Source organism: Leclercia sp. 29361, from assembly GCF_011290365.1.
In the GTDB taxonomy this organism is placed as follows: Bacteria; Pseudomonadota; Gammaproteobacteria; order Enterobacterales; family Enterobacteriaceae; genus Enterobacter; species Enterobacter tamurae.
Genome location: NZ_CP049786.1, coordinates 1124142 through 1137329, shown reverse-complemented (window position 1 = coordinate 1137329; position 13188 = coordinate 1124142). Strand labels below are relative to the sequence as shown.

The 13188-nt window shown below is 58.5% G+C and carries 13 protein-coding genes; 4 read left to right on the top strand and 9 right to left on the bottom strand.

All coding sequences use genetic code 11. From position 1 onward, the window contains the following. Positions 1–10: 10 nt before the first annotated feature. A complete protein-coding gene (locus G7090_RS05335) occupies positions 11–580 on the bottom strand; it encodes a YbaY family lipoprotein (protein WP_106992170.1) in 570 nt (189 codons plus the stop codon). Between the two features lie 208 nt (positions 581–788). On the opposite strand from G7090_RS05335, the gene tesB reads away from it, so the two are divergent. Next, positions 789–1649, top strand: a complete 861-nt coding sequence (tesB, locus tag G7090_RS05330; protein ID WP_166181739.1) for an acyl-CoA thioesterase II — start codon at positions 789–791, stop codon at positions 1647–1649. 97 nt (positions 1650–1746) lie between these two features. Here tesB and amtB read toward each other — a convergent pair whose 3' ends face one another. The 5 genes from amtB to G7090_RS05305 form a co-directional block, all read right to left on the bottom strand. Beyond that, the gene (gene amtB, locus G7090_RS05325) at positions 1747–3033 is read right to left on the bottom strand and encodes an ammonium transporter AmtB (RefSeq protein WP_166181738.1); all 1287 of its coding nucleotides are present in this window, start codon (positions 3031–3033) and stop codon (positions 1747–1749) included. 33 nt (positions 3034–3066) lie between these two features. After that, a complete protein-coding gene (gene glnK, locus G7090_RS05320) occupies positions 3067–3405 on the bottom strand; it encodes a P-II family nitrogen regulator (RefSeq protein ID WP_032616849.1) in 339 nt (112 codons plus the stop codon). A 196-nt stretch (positions 3406–3601) separates the two neighbouring features. After that, the gene (locus tag G7090_RS05315; protein ID WP_166181737.1) at positions 3602–5380 is read right to left on the bottom strand and encodes a SmdB family multidrug efflux ABC transporter permease/ATP-binding protein; all 1779 of its coding nucleotides are present in this window, start codon (positions 5378–5380) and stop codon (positions 3602–3604) included. After that, a complete protein-coding gene (locus tag G7090_RS05310; protein WP_166181736.1) occupies positions 5373–7145 on the bottom strand; it encodes a SmdA family multidrug ABC transporter permease/ATP-binding protein in 1773 nt (590 codons plus the stop codon). The genes G7090_RS05315 and G7090_RS05310 overlap by 8 nt, the downstream gene beginning before the upstream one ends. Before the next feature lie 42 nt (positions 7146–7187). After that, positions 7188–7646 carry an Lrp/AsnC family transcriptional regulator gene (locus G7090_RS05305; protein ID WP_106992153.1) on the bottom strand — a complete coding sequence of 153 codons (459 nt, stop codon included), beginning with the start codon at positions 7644–7646 and terminating at the stop codon, positions 7188–7190. A gap of 116 nt (positions 7647–7762) precedes the next feature. Between G7090_RS05305 and G7090_RS05300 the strand changes: the two genes are divergently transcribed. Then, the gene (locus G7090_RS05300; RefSeq protein WP_166181735.1) at positions 7763–8809 is read left to right on the top strand and encodes a PLP-dependent cysteine synthase family protein; all 1047 of its coding nucleotides are present in this window, start codon (positions 7763–7765) and stop codon (positions 8807–8809) included. Positions 8810–8849: 40 nt separating this feature from the next. On the opposite strand, the gene cof is transcribed toward G7090_RS05300, so the two are convergent. Next, positions 8850–9668 carry an HMP-PP phosphatase gene (cof, locus tag G7090_RS05295; protein ID WP_106992151.1) on the bottom strand — a complete coding sequence of 273 codons (819 nt, stop codon included), beginning with the start codon at positions 9666–9668 and terminating at the stop codon, positions 8850–8852. A 101-nt stretch (positions 9669–9769) separates the two neighbouring features. On the opposite strand from cof, the gene G7090_RS05290 reads away from it, so the two are divergent. Both G7090_RS05290 and queC read left to right on the top strand, forming a co-directional pair. Beyond that, positions 9770–11470: an SgrR family transcriptional regulator gene (locus G7090_RS05290; protein WP_166181734.1), complete on the top strand. Its 1701-nt coding sequence runs from the start codon at positions 9770–9772 to the stop codon at positions 11468–11470. Positions 11471–11536: 66 nt separating this feature from the next. Continuing rightward, complete coding sequence (gene queC / locus G7090_RS05285; protein ID WP_166181733.1) at positions 11537–12232, top strand: 7-cyano-7-deazaguanine synthase QueC; 696 nt, start codon at positions 11537–11539, stop codon at positions 12230–12232. Between the two features lie 54 nt (positions 12233–12286). On the opposite strand, the gene G7090_RS05280 is transcribed toward queC, so the two are convergent. After that, positions 12287–12685, bottom strand: coding sequence for a YbgC/FadM family acyl-CoA thioesterase (locus tag G7090_RS05280; RefSeq protein ID WP_166181732.1), 399 nt, complete (start codon positions 12683–12685; stop codon positions 12287–12289). Between the two features lie 96 nt (positions 12686–12781). Continuing rightward, entirely contained in the window at positions 12782–13141 is a 360-nt protein-coding gene (locus G7090_RS05275) for a helix-hairpin-helix domain-containing protein (protein ID WP_166181731.1), read from the bottom strand. Positions 13142–13188 lie beyond the last annotated feature (47 nt).

Below are 13188 nucleotides of genomic sequence, written 5' to 3'. Positions count from 1 at the left end.
GCTGGAGAGATTAAAGCTGAGTAGGCGCCGGGGTGGCCGTAGACGGGCTCACCTGAGTTGGCGAGGTGGAAGGTACGGTAGTTGGCGCACCGCCACCAGGCTGCAACGGCAGCGAGGTCTGCTGCACAGGCACCAGGACCAGATCGGCTTTAGTACCACCCTGATTGATTACCGGTTTCACGATGTCAGTCATCAGCACAACTTTATCGTTAATGGTGATCGCGGCACTCAGCAGGATCCGCGCGTTAGGCTGCACATCCGCCGGGTTAAACGGCAGTTCAAACTTGAACGGGGCCTGTTTACCTTCGGTACGGGTCGCCCGCTGTGCTAACACTTTAGATGGCGAGTCAGCCAGCGAAGCATCAGACAGGGTGACGGTTAATACCGCATCTGGCGGCAGAGCCACTTTCTGACGGATCCAGATGGTCCCGGAAACATTAGGCTGCTGAATAGTTGGCTGCGTCGCCACGCCAGCAGTATTTGGGTTTGGCGCTGGCGTCTGGATGTCTGCACTTTTATCCGCGCAGGCAGAAAGAGCAACCGCTACCGCTAAACCACTTAACACGTGCACGAGTTTCATTGAGTTCTCCTTATCATCAATGCACCAGCGGGATCGATACCGCCAGATGAGTGGTTAATACCAGGTTAACGAGAGTAAGTGTGGCACACATCAATTATTTATGCCTGGAATCTCCCTGTTATTCAGATTATTGCACCCATCGGACCACTTCCAATTCTGCGTTATACTCTGCCTATCTTTCGCCACGGCGTTTTAATTGAGGACGACTATGAGTCAGGCACTAGACAATCTGCTGACATTATTAAACCTGGAAAAAATTGAAGAAGGACTCTTTCGGGGACAAAGCGAAGATCTGGGCTTGCGCCAGGTATTCGGCGGTCAGGTTGTAGGGCAGGCCCTCTACGCAGCTAAAGAGACAGTACCTGCAGAACGCTTTGTGCACTCCTTTCACAGCTACTTTTTGCGCCCTGGCGACAGCCAGAAACCGATCGTTTATGACGTGGAGGTTCTGCGCGACGGCAACAGCTTCAGCGCCCGCCGCGTGGCGGCAGTGCAGAACGGCAAGCCGATCTTCTATATGACCGCGTCGTTCCAGGCCCCGGAGCCGGGCTATGAGCATCAGAAGACAATGCCCCCTGCCCCGGCGCCGGACGAATTAAAGTCTGAAACGGACATTGCCCGTGCGCTGGCGCATCTGCTGCCCCCGCAGGTTAAAGAGAAGTTTCTCTGCGACAAGCCGCTGGAGATCCGCCCGGTCGAGTTCCATAACCCGATGAAGGGCCATACCGCCGAACCGGCGCGTCAGGTCTGGATCCGCGCCAATGGCACAGTGCCGGAAGATTTCCGGGTCCATCAGTATCTGCTGGGTTACGCGTCCGATTTCAACTTCCTGCCGGTTGCCCTGCAGCCGCACGGTGTGGGCTTCCTCGAGAAAGGGATGCAGGTTGCCACTATCGATCATTCGATGTGGTTCCACCGTCCGTTTGATATGAACGACTGGCTGCTGTACAGCGTGGAGAGCACCTCGGCTTCAAGCGCGCGCGGGTTTGTTCGCGGTGAGTTCTATACCCAGGATGGGGTGCTGGTGGCGTCGACGGTGCAGGAAGGGGTGATGCGCAACCGGGGATAATGGATCGTGCGGTCTGATGCCCTCACCCTGACCCTCTCCCACGGGGAGAGGGAACAAACACTAAAAACGGCAACCAAGGTTGCCGTTTTGCTGTTTATCAGGCGTTATACGCATTCTCGCCGTGGCTGTTGACGTCCAGACCTTCGCGCTCCTGCTCTTCCGGTACGCGCAGACCCACCGTCATATCTGCCAGTTTGTAGCCGATAAAGGCCACTACACCCGACCAGACCACCGTGAGGCCGATACTTTCCAGCTGCACCAGCACCTGATGACCCATGGTCACGCCTTCTGCGTAGCCGACACCGCCCAGTGAGGTAGAGGCGAAGAAGCCAGTCATAAGGCAGCCAACGATGCCGCACACGCCGTGCACGCCAAACACATCACAAGGATCGTCCACACGCAGAACACGTTTCAGCGCAGTGACGCCCCACAGACCCGCCAGGCCCGCCACGATACCGATGATCAGCGCACCGCCAACACCGACAAAACCACAGGCCGGGGTGATGCCAACCAGACCGGCAATGGCTCCGGAACAGGCACCCAGCAGGGAAGGTTTACCGCGTACTGCCCACTCGCCAAAGATCCACGAGAGGATTGCGCCCGCCGTGGCCACAACGGTGTTCACGAAGGCCAGCGCCGCGATTTCGTTTGCTGCACTGGCAGAACCGGCGTTAAAACCAAACCAGCCGAAGTAGAGGATCGCGGTGCCGGTAAAGACCATCGGCAGGTTGTGCGGTTTGAAGGCTTCTTTGCCAAAACCGACGCGTTTGCCGATCAGGTATGCCCCCACCAGACCCGCCACTGCGGCGTTAATGTGCACCACGGTGCCGCCGGCAAAGTCCAGTGCGCCATGGGAGGCCAGCAGACCGCCACCCCAGACCATATGCGCCACCGGCACATAGGAGAGCGTCAGCCATACCACCACGAAGATCAGCACCGCGGAGAAGCGAATACGTTCCGCCAGCGCCCCGACAATCAGCCCAACGGTGATACAGGCGAACGAGCCCTGGAACGCGACGTGGATGTACTGATAGAAGCTGCCCATTACCGCGGTCAGCTCGATATTTTTCAGCATCGCCCAGTTAAAGCTGCCGAAGAAGGCGTTGCCCTCCCCGAAGGCCAGCGAGTAGCCGTAGACCACCCACAGAACGCACACCAGCGCGAAGGTGACCGTCACCTGGGTGAGCATGGAGAGAACGTTTTTACCGCGGATCAGGCCGCCGTAAAACAGCGCAATCCCCGGAATGGTCATAAACAGCACCAGCGCGGTGCAAATCATCATAAAGGCGTTATCGGCTTTGTCTGCCACCGCCGGTGCAGCCATTGCCAGCCCCGGCAGCAGTGCCAGAGACCCCAGACCTGCTTTGAGTGTTGTTGTGTTCATTTTCTCGATCCCTATCACTGTGTGCCTGATGTTTTACAGTGCCGCTTCGTCAGCTTCGCCGGTACGAATGCGAATAACGCGCTGCAGCTCAGCAACGAAAATTTTGCCGTCGCCAATTTTGCCGGTGTAGGCTGCTTTACTAATCACGTCGATAACCTCATCCAACTGATCGTCGGCGATCGCCACGTCAATCTTCACTTTTGGCAGGAAGTTGACGCTGTATTCGGCGCCCCGGTACAGCTCCGCATGACCCTTCTGTCGCCCAAAGCCTTTCACCTCGGTGACGGTCAATCCCTGAATACCCATTGAAGAGAGTGCTTCACGCACGTCTTCGAGCTTGAATGGTTTGATGACCACGGTAACCAGCTTCATATATCCCTCCAGTCAGAATTCGGTAATGGCTCGCGAACTGATTAGGTATTGCAAGGGATGTGCCAGAATTGAAAAAGGAGGAAGGACGAGGCGTGACGACGTGATGGCGAAAAAAAACGCACCATGACAGTGCATGATGCGTTTCATTTTTGCACCAACCGATTCAGCGGCTGGCAGGTTGCTTAATTTTAGTGCATCAGGCGCTGAGCGACTCATCCCGCGAGCTGGCGGCCAGCTCTTCACCGGCCAGCTGCAGTTGATACATCTGCCAGTAACGCCCTTTCGCCTCAAGCAGTTGCTTGTGGGTGCCGCGCTCTACCGCCTGGCCACGATGAAGCACCAGAATGGTATCTGCCTCGACAATGGTCGACAGACGGTGGGCAATCACCACCAGGGTGGTCTGTTCACGCACCGCGGCCAGCGCCTGCTGGATCGCCTGTTCGGTGCCGGAGTCGATGCTGGCCGTGGCCTCATCAAGGATCAGCACCTGCGGCGTATCAATCAGCACCCGGGCCAGGGCCAGGAGCTGTTTTTGCCCGACGGAGAGGTTATTCCCCTGCTCGCCCAACCGGGTGTGAATGTTGTCGTGCAGGCCGCGCGCCAGCTCTGCCAGCTGCACTTTCTCCAGCACCTCCCACACTTGCTCCTCGCTGAACGGTCGCCCAAGCGTGACGTTAGCGAAGAAGGTGTCGGCCAGCACCACCGGATCCTGTTGCACCATCGCCACCCCTTTACGCAGCACGGCGTGGCTCAGGGTCGTGAGAGGACGTCCGTCGAGACGAATTTCCCCTTCGGTAAGCGGGTAGTAGCCCATCAGCAGGCTGGCGAGGGTACTTTTACCGCTGCCGGTATGGCCCACCAGGGCGACAAAACTCCGGGATGGCACCTTCAGATCGATATCCTGCAACACCAGCCGATCGTCGCGATAGGCAAAGGAGACATGATCAAATTCAATGGTGCCGCTTTGCAGGTCGCGATCGTCATCGCCGTAGGCCTGACGCGGCCGATCCATCAGCTCAAAGACGCGTTCACCGGCGACCACCGCCTGCTGCAGCATCGACTGCTGAGTGGTGAGCTCAATCAGGGGTTCGTTTAGACGGCCCAGATAGCTGATAAAGGCGTACAGCACCCCGACCTCAATAGTACCGCCTGCGGCGAAACCAAACTGCATCAGCAATCCGCACAGCACCAGCGCCGAGAACAGGCTGAGCAGCGGACGCAGAAGAAAACCGTCCAGCCGCAGGGTCTGCATGCGGGCCATATAGTGCGAGCGGCTGGCTTCGCCCATCCGCTCGCCAAAGCGCTCCTGCTGGCGGAACTGCTGGATGACGCTCATGCCGTTGATGACTTCGTTAAAGCCGTCGTTGATATCCGCCAGATAGGCGCGCACGCGACGGACAATCGGCGTGCTGTAACGCTGGTAGATCAGCATAACAATCATTACCGCCGGGAAGATGGCCATCGCCACCAGCGCCATGCGCCACTCGAGGCTGAACATCGCCACCAGCATGGCGCCGACCAGCGCGGCGCTGCGCAGCACCGTGGCCACCACCGTGACATAGAGATCGCGGATCACTTCCGTATCGTTGGTGACGCGGGAGATGATCTGCCCGACGGGCTGGGTATCGAACGCGCTCAGCGGCTGGCGCAGGGCGGCATCCATCACGTCGGTCCGCAACTGCTGTACCACCCCGACGGCGGCCTGGTTAAACAGCAGCGACTGGGCGTAGTGCAGCCCGGCCGCCAGCAGCTGCAGGCCGATATAGGCCACCGCCAGCCCGGCCACCAGACCGAGCGGGAGATAGTTTTTCGCCACCATGTTGTCAATGAAATAGCTGATCAGCAGCGGGCCGGTCACTTCGGCAATGGCCGCAATCCACAGCAACACCACAGCCAGCGAGAGCGGTTTGCGCCACGGCGAGCCATACGCCAGCAGGCGTTTAAGGGTCGGCCACAGCTGGGAAAAACTACGCATCGGCGGCCTCCTCATTCATATCCGGCACGTCATCCAGCGCCGCTTCCAGTTGTTGATAGCGATACATATCGCGATACCATCCCGGCTGGTCCGCCAGTTGGTCATGCTGCCCGCGCTGGGCAATATGCCCGTGCTGCATCACCAGAATTTCGTTCGCCTCGGTCAGGGCCGACAGACGATGGGCGCTGATGATCACCGTGCGCCCTTCTCCCCACTGTCGCAGGTTATGCAGGATCTGGTGTTCAGTGCGACCATCGACGGCGGACAGGGCATCGTCGAGGAGCAGGATTTCGGCATTGAGCAGCAGCGCGCGGGCAATAGAAATACGCTGCTTCTGCCCGCCCGAGAGCATCACCCCGCGCTCCCCCACTTCGGTTTCATAGCCCTGGGGCAGGCGCAGGATATCATCATGCACGCTGGCGAGACGGGCAACGTGCTCGATCGCTTCCCGGGTGGCTTGCGGGCAACCCAGCGCAATATTATTGGCGACGGTGTCGGAGAAGAGGAACGGCGTCTGACTCACCACCGCCAGCCGGCTGCGCCAGCTATCCAGCTGCAGCCGGGTCAGGGGGATGTCATGGAAGCGGATCTCGCCCTGGTCAATATCAAAGTGGCGCTGGATCAGCGACAGAATGGTGCTCTTTCCGGCGCCCGTTGGGCCGCAGATGCCCAGCATCTGCCCGGGTTGCAGCCTGAAGCTGACGTTTTCGAGGATCACCTGCTCGGTGTGCGGATAGGTAAAGGCGCGGACGGCGACATTCAGCTCACCGCGGCCCGGCGGCACCGGCTCGCTGCCGTCATTCACCACCGGCGCCTCGGCAAGCATGGCGCGGATCCGGGTGTAGGCCGCACTGCCGCGCTCGACGATATTAAACATCCAGGCCAGAGCCAGCATCGGCCAGATCATCAGCCCCAGATACATGGCAAAGCTGGTCAGCTGGCCGAGGGTCAGCGAGCCGTTAATCACCATCCAGCTGCCGCCGCCGATAGCCAGTAGGTTGGCGGTGCCGATGGCGATATAAATGGTGGGATCGAAGCGGGCGTCGATGCGGGCGACGCGCAGGTTTTTGGCCCCGGTATCGGCGGCATCGGCGGCAAACAGCGCCGACTGGCGATCTTCCAGGCCGAAGGCTTTGATCATCCGGATACTGGTCAGGCTCTCCTGGGTACGGTCGTTGAGCGAGGAGAAGGCCGCCTGCGCCAGCTTGAAGCGTTCATGCAGCTGGTCGCCGTAGCGTTTGATCGCCAACGCCATAATCGGCATCGGCAGCAGGGCCAGCAGCGTCAGCTGCCAGCTGATTTGGGTGGACATCACAATCAGCACCGCGCAGCCCATCACCAGCGAATCCACCAGGGTCAGCACCCCTTCCCCGGCGGCAAAGACCACGCGATCCACATCGTTGGTGGCACGGGCGATCAGGTCCCCGGTGCGATGGCGGAGATAAAATTCCGGATGCTGGCGGCTAAGCTGGCGGTAAAAATCTTCCCGCAGCTCCACTGCCAGCTGGTAGGAGGCCCCGAACAGCAGCACGCGCCAGACATAGCGCAGCAGATAGACCACCACCGCCGTCAGCACCAGCGTGCCGATCCACATCATCACCCGTGCGGTGGTGTAATGCTGTTCCGTAACGCCGTCCACGACATAGCCCACCACTTTCGGCGGGATGAGCTGCAGAACGGCAATGATAATAAGCAGAGCCACTGCACCGAGATAGCGTTGCCACTCCCGGCGAAAGTACCAGCTTAACTGAGCAAATAATCGCACGCGGTCTTTTCCTGAGGATCGTATTCCGGCCAGGCCGGGAAGTTATTCAATGGGTAAGGCGGTGGTGTATTTAATCTGTTCCATCGCAAAGCTGGAGGTGACATTCGACAGACCTGGCACGCTGTTGACCAGCCGTTTGTAGAAATCATCATAGCGTTTCATGTCCGCCACCTGAACGCGCATCAGGTAGTCGTATTCGCCCGCCATGCGCCAGAAACCCAGCACTTCCGGCATTTCCGATACCACGCTGACGAATCCACAGTACCAGTCGCTGCTGTGATGCTGCGTTTTTATCAGAACAAAGGCCGTCAATCCAAGCCCCAGTTTTTCGGGATCGAGCAGCGCCACGCGTCCCAGCAGGATGCCTTCATCTTCGAGTCGCTTGAGGCGTTTCCAGCAGGGCGTGGTGGTCAGATTAACGGCATCCGCCAGTGCCTGCAAAGAGAGGGTGCAGTCGCTTTGCAGTAAGGACAGCAGCTTACGGTCAATTTTATCTAGCATACCCACCCCCGCAGAGAAAATTTTTCTCCTTACATTCTATTTTAAAGGTCAGATAGCAACAATTTTTTCTGTGCTTTTCGCTATGCTGGGCACAAAATGACAAACGGATTACCGCGATGAATAGCACCTGGGTTAAAAACGCCATCAGTGAAATTAACGCCGATTATCAGCGCTCGGCGGATACACACCTTATTCGCCTGACTCTCCCGGGTTTTGCCGGGATTCAGCTCTATCTGAAAGACGAAAGCACCCACCCGACCGGCAGCCTGAAGCACCGTCTGGCGCGCTCGCTGTTCCTGTATGGGCTGTGTAACGGCTGGATCAATGAAGGCACCACCATCATCGAATCGTCCTCCGGCTCAACCGCCGTCTCTGAGGCCTATTTTGCTCGCCTGCTCGGTCTGCCGTTTATCGCCGTGATGCCCTCCTGCACGGCGAAACGCAAAATCGAACAGATCGAATTTTACGGCGGACGCTGCCATTTCGTCGAAAGCGCCTGCGAAATTTATGCCGCTTCCGAGATGCTGGCCCGGGAGCTAAACGGTCACTATATGGACCAGTTTACCTTCGCGGAGCGGGCAACGGACTGGCGCGGCAATAACAACATTGCCGACAGTATTTTCCGTCAGATGCAAAATGAGCCCCATCCGGTGCCGGCCCATATCGTAATGAGCGCCGGGACCGGCGGCACCTCGGCTACCATTGGCCGCTATATTCGCTGCCAGGGGTACGATACCCGCCTGATGGTGGTGGATCCGCAGAACTCGGTGTTTCTCGATTACTGGCAGCAGCGCGACCCCGCCCTGCGCAGCCCGGTAGGCAGTAAAATAGAAGGGATTGGCCGTCCGCGCGTCGAGCCGTCGTTTATTCCTGACGTGGTGGACGAGATGCTCCGGGTACCGGATGCCGCCAGCGTCGCCACTGCCCACTGGCTGGGAACCCAGCTGGGTCGTAAGGTCGGGGCCTCTACCGGGACCAATATGTGGGGCGCATTGCAGCTGGCCACACGGATGCGTGACGCCGGGGAAACAGGCTCGATCGTTACCTTGCTGTGCGACAGCGGCGAGCGCTATCTGGACACCTACTACAACGCGGAGTGGGTGAAAGCCAACATTGGTGACGTGACGCCGTGGCTGGCGGAGATTGCCCGGCTGGTAAAATAAAAAAAGCCAGACTGTCGTCTGGCTTGCTGGAAGGGTCTCACTATTCGGGGGAATAAGGAAGATCAGGTGTATCCAGCCAATGGGTTAAAAAGTGGGACACGGCCTCGTTGCGGCAGTGTCCGATAACCGGTAAATGCGAGAGCTCAGCGATCAGCTGCGGCATCGCATTGCCCATGATCAGGCCGCGGCCTACGCTGCCCAGCATCTCGCGATCGTTCATCGCATCGCCAAACGCCATACACTCCTGCATCGTTAAGCCCAGATGATCGCTCAGCACCGCCAGGGCGGAACCTTTGTTGCACCCGACCGGCAGCACTTCGAGGCAATCTATTGCCGAGAAGGTCAGGTGCGCGCGGTTGCCCAGCGCCTCGTTAAGCTGAATGCGCAGGCGGCAGAGATCGTCGTGATCGCTGCAGAAACAGATTTTGGTCACCGCGTGCGCCGGAATACGGCGCAGATCGGTCAGTTGATACTGGAAGCCGCTGTAGACGTGCGCGTCCAGCAGCGCCGGGATCGGTTTACCGGTCAGCCAGCCAGTATCATTAAACACGTGAATGCTGGCCTGGGTATCCCAGGTGGTATGCAGCACCTGCTCCGCCACGTCCGGCGCCAAATCCTGACGATAGAGCACCTCGCCTTCCAGGGAGTGAATGCGCGTCCCGTTGCCGGTAATCAAAAACGCATCGAGGGCAAGCGCGCCCATCAGGTGGCGCATCTCCAGCACATGCCGTCCGGTGGCGAAGGTGAGCGTAATGTCGCGCTCATGCAGTCGCTTAAGCGTGCTCAGCGTCTTGTCGCCTAAACGGTGGTCCGGCATTAACAAGGTGCCGTCCATATCAAATGCAGCCAGCCGCGCCATGGGAACTCCGAAAATGTGAGGAGGTTAACTTGTGCATCAGTATTGCGTGATATATACGGAAGTAATACTGAATAGATGGAAATTATTGTTCCGGGTTTACTATGCGCCAGCTTAATCGACTTAATCAGTACCAGAGACTGTGGCAGCCCTCAGCTGGTGCGCCGCAGCAGGTGAGCGTGGCCGAACTGGCCAGCCGCTGTTTTTGCAGCGAACGACATGTGCGCACGCTTTTGCGTCAGGCCCAGGAGGCGGGCTGGCTGAGCTGGCAGGCACAGTCCGGGCGCGGTAAGCGCGGCGAGCTGCGCTTTCACGTCACGCCAGAATCGCTGCGCAATACGATGATGGAGCAGGCGCTCAAAAACGGCCAGCAGCACAACGCGCTGGAACTGGCCCAGCTGGCACCCCAGGCGCTGCGTGCCCTGCTGCATCCTTTTCTCGGCGGGCAGTGGCAGAACAATACCCCGACGCTGCGCATTCCCTATTACCGGCCCCTCGATCCGCTCCATCCGGGCTTTTTGCCCGGCCGCGCCGAGCAGCATCTGGTCGGGCAGATCTTTTCCGGCCTGACGCGGTTCAGCGACACCAGCAGCGAGCCGGGCGGCGATCTGGCGCATCACTGGGAGATCTCAGCCGACGGGCTGCGCTGGCACTTCTATATTCGCTCCACGCTGCACTGGCATAACGGGGACAAAGTCGAGGCGGCTCAGCTCCAGAGCCAGCTGGCGCGGCTGCTCACCCTGCCCGCGCTGCGCAAACTGTTTAACAGCGTGAATCAAATTGCGGTGACCCACCCGCAGTGCCTGACCTTTGTGTTACATCAGCCGGATTACTGGCTGGCGCACCGTCTGGCAAGCTATTGCAGTCGTCTTGCTCACCCTGAACAGCCCCTGACGGGGAGCGGACCGTTTCGGCTGGCGATATACGACGCGGATCTGGTCCGGCTCGAGAGCCACGAGCAGTATCATCTGGGCCATCCGCTGCTGAAAGCCATCGAATACTGGATCACCCCCCAGCTTTTTGACCAGGATTTAGGCACCAGCTGCCGCCATCCGGTGCAGATCGCCATTGGCGAGCCGGAAGAACTCGCCAGCCTGCGGCTGGTCAGTAACAGCATCAGCCTCGGCTTTTGCTATCTCACGCTGAAGCAGAGCGGCAGGTTAAGCGAGGCCCAGGCCCGCAGGCTGATCGACATCATTCATCACACCTCGCTGCTGCATACCCTGCCGCTGGACGAGAATCTCATCACCCCGACTCAGGAGTTGCTCCCGGGATGGTCTATCCCCCGGTGGCCGCAGGCGCAGACTATCGCGCTGCCGGAGACGCTGACCCTGATCTATCACCTGCCGGTAGAGTTACACACCATGGCGGAACAGCTTAAACGCTACCTGGCCCACGAAGGCTGCCAGCTGACGGTGATTTTTCATGACGCGAAAACCTGGGATGGCTGCACCGCCCTGGCGGAGGCCGATATCATGATGGGCGACAGGTTGATTGGTGAGGCACCGGAATACACCCTGGAGCAGTGGTTACGCTGCGATGCGCTCTGGCCGTATCTGCTCAGCGCCCCGCAGTTTGCGCACCTGATGGCGACCCTGGATGCGGTTCAGATTCAACCCGACGCCGCGGCGCGCCATCTGGCATTAAAAGAGGTGTTCGCACAATTAATGGAGCGTGCTGTCCTGACGCCGCTGTTCAACTATCAGTATCAAATCAGCGCCCCGCCGGGGGTGAACGGCATCCGCCTGAATCCGCGCGGCTGGTTTGATTTTACCGAGGCCTGGCTGCCCGCCCCGAAAACGTGAAGAAGCTGGTCGCCGTCACGGGCAGACGTTACCATACGTTTTTATCCGTCAAAGTTGGGAAGATTAATGAAACGTGCCGTTGTCGTGTTCAGTGGAGGCCAGGACTCCACCACCTGTCTGGTTCAGGCTCTGCAGCAATATGATGAAGTCCATTGCGTGACTTTTGACTATGGTCAGCGCCATAGCGAAGAGATTGAGGTCGCGCAGAAACTGGCGGTGAAACTCGGCGCACGGGCGCATAAGGTTCTGGATGTCACCCTGCTGAATGAACTGGCGGTGAGCAGCCTCACCCGCGACAGTATTCCGGTGCCGGACTACGAACCGGACGCCGAGGGGATCCCGAATACCTTCGTGCCGGGACGTAATATCCTCTTCCTGACCCTGACCGCCATCTATGCTTACCAGGTCAAAGCCGAGGCGATCATTACCGGCGTGTGCGAAACCGACTTCTCCGGCTACCCGGACTGTCGCGACGAGTTTGTGAAAGCCCTCAACCATGCAGTGAGTCTGGGGATGGCCAAAGATATCCGCTTCGAAACGCCGCTTATGTGGCTCGATAAAGCCGAAACCTGGGCACTGGCTGACTACTGGGGCAAGCTGGATCTGGTGCGTAACGAAACGCTGACCTGCTACAACGGCATTCAGGGCGATGGCTGCGGTCAGTGCGCCGCCTGTAATCTGCGTGCCAACGGCCTGAATCATTATCTGTCGGATAAAGTCGGGGTGATGGCGGCTCTGAAAAAGAAAACCGGTCTTAATTAATCCGGGCCAGCCTGCCGGGTGAAGGATCTGCTTCGCCCGGCATCAAAAGCGGGCTTATGTTATTAACAGCTCCAGCTTCTCACGCAGTTCCCCTTCCAGCGGCAGCGCTTTCTGCGTTTTCAAATCGATGCAGACAAAGGTAATTAACGCATCTGCCACCACCTGCCCTTCCGGTTCCAGCGTCACCACCTGACTTAATATCCCACTTTTGCCGTTTAGCTGCTGAAGCTGGCTGTTGACGGTGAGAAGATCGCTGAGCACCGCAGGACGGCGATAGTTAATGTTGATATTCGCCACCACAAAGGCGATACGCCGCTCGGTCATCCACTGAAAGCTGTCGCTGTTTTCCAGCCCTTCCCAGCGCGCCTCTTCGAGAAACTCGAGATAACGTGCGTTATTAACGTGTTGATAAACATCAAGGTGATAACCGCGTACTTTGATTTGGGTCTGCATAGCGCAATAGCCTTCAGGGTTGTTATTTGTAAGAGTCAGAGGTCATAACTGGTATGACCTCTTTATCCTGGCAAATTTTTGCCACTGTGCAAGTTATTACAGCGTCAGATACGCAAGATTCCGCTCCACCAGCGCACCGCCCATACCGGGGACCTGCTTGAGATCGTCGAGGGTTTTAAACGGGCCGTACTCTTCCCGGTAGCTGACAATTGCCTGGGCTTTCTTCAGCCCCACGCCGTTCATCACCCGCGCCAGTTCCTCCGCCGGGGCGGAATTAATGCTGATCCGCCCCTTCTCCGCTTCCGCCGCTTTCGACTGCTGGGGTGGGGGCGGTGCATCAGCCTTGCCTTGTGCGACCTGCGTTTTGGCGGCTGGTGTCGCCGCCAGCGCGCAGTGGCTCATCCCGGCAGACATAAGGGCAAGCGTAATAAAGAGGGCTTTGATTCCATGTTTCATGCTGTTTTCTCCTTGTTTGTTGACAGCCCACTCACCATAAACGGGCC

What these genes read in the sequence shown, in the direction of transcription:
- G7090_RS05335 (WP_106992170.1), bottom strand. Translation starts at nt 580, where the DNA reads ATGAAACTCGTGCACGTGTTAAGTGGTTTAGCGGTAGCGGTTGCTCTT.
- tesB (WP_166181739.1), top strand. Translation starts at nt 789, where the DNA reads ATGAGTCAGGCACTAGACAATCTGCTGACATTATTAAACCTGGAAAAA.
- amtB (WP_166181738.1), bottom strand. Translation starts at nt 3,033, where the DNA reads ATGAACACAACAACACTCAAAGCAGGTCTGGGGTCTCTGGCACTGCTG.
- glnK (WP_032616849.1), bottom strand. Translation starts at nt 3,405, where the DNA reads ATGAAGCTGGTTACCGTGGTCATCAAACCATTCAAGCTCGAAGACGTG.
- G7090_RS05315 (WP_166181737.1), bottom strand. Translation starts at nt 5,380, where the DNA reads ATGCGTAGTTTTTCCCAGCTGTGGCCGACCCTTAAACGCCTGCTGGCG.
- G7090_RS05305 (WP_106992153.1), bottom strand. Translation starts at nt 7,646, where the DNA reads ATGCTAGATAAAATTGACCGTAAGCTGCTGTCCTTACTGCAAAGCGAC.
- G7090_RS05300 (WP_166181735.1), top strand. Translation starts at nt 7,763, where the DNA reads ATGAATAGCACCTGGGTTAAAAACGCCATCAGTGAAATTAACGCCGAT.
- cof (WP_106992151.1), bottom strand. Translation starts at nt 9,668, where the DNA reads ATGGCGCGGCTGGCTGCATTTGATATGGACGGCACCTTGTTAATGCCG.
- G7090_RS05290 (WP_166181734.1), top strand. Translation starts at nt 9,770, where the DNA reads ATGCGCCAGCTTAATCGACTTAATCAGTACCAGAGACTGTGGCAGCCC.
- queC (WP_166181733.1), top strand. Translation starts at nt 11,537, where the DNA reads ATGAAACGTGCCGTTGTCGTGTTCAGTGGAGGCCAGGACTCCACCACC.
- G7090_RS05280 (WP_166181732.1), bottom strand. Translation starts at nt 12,685, where the DNA reads ATGCAGACCCAAATCAAAGTACGCGGTTATCACCTTGATGTTTATCAA.
- G7090_RS05275 (WP_166181731.1), bottom strand. Translation starts at nt 13,141, where the DNA reads ATGAAACATGGAATCAAAGCCCTCTTTATTACGCTTGCCCTTATGTCT.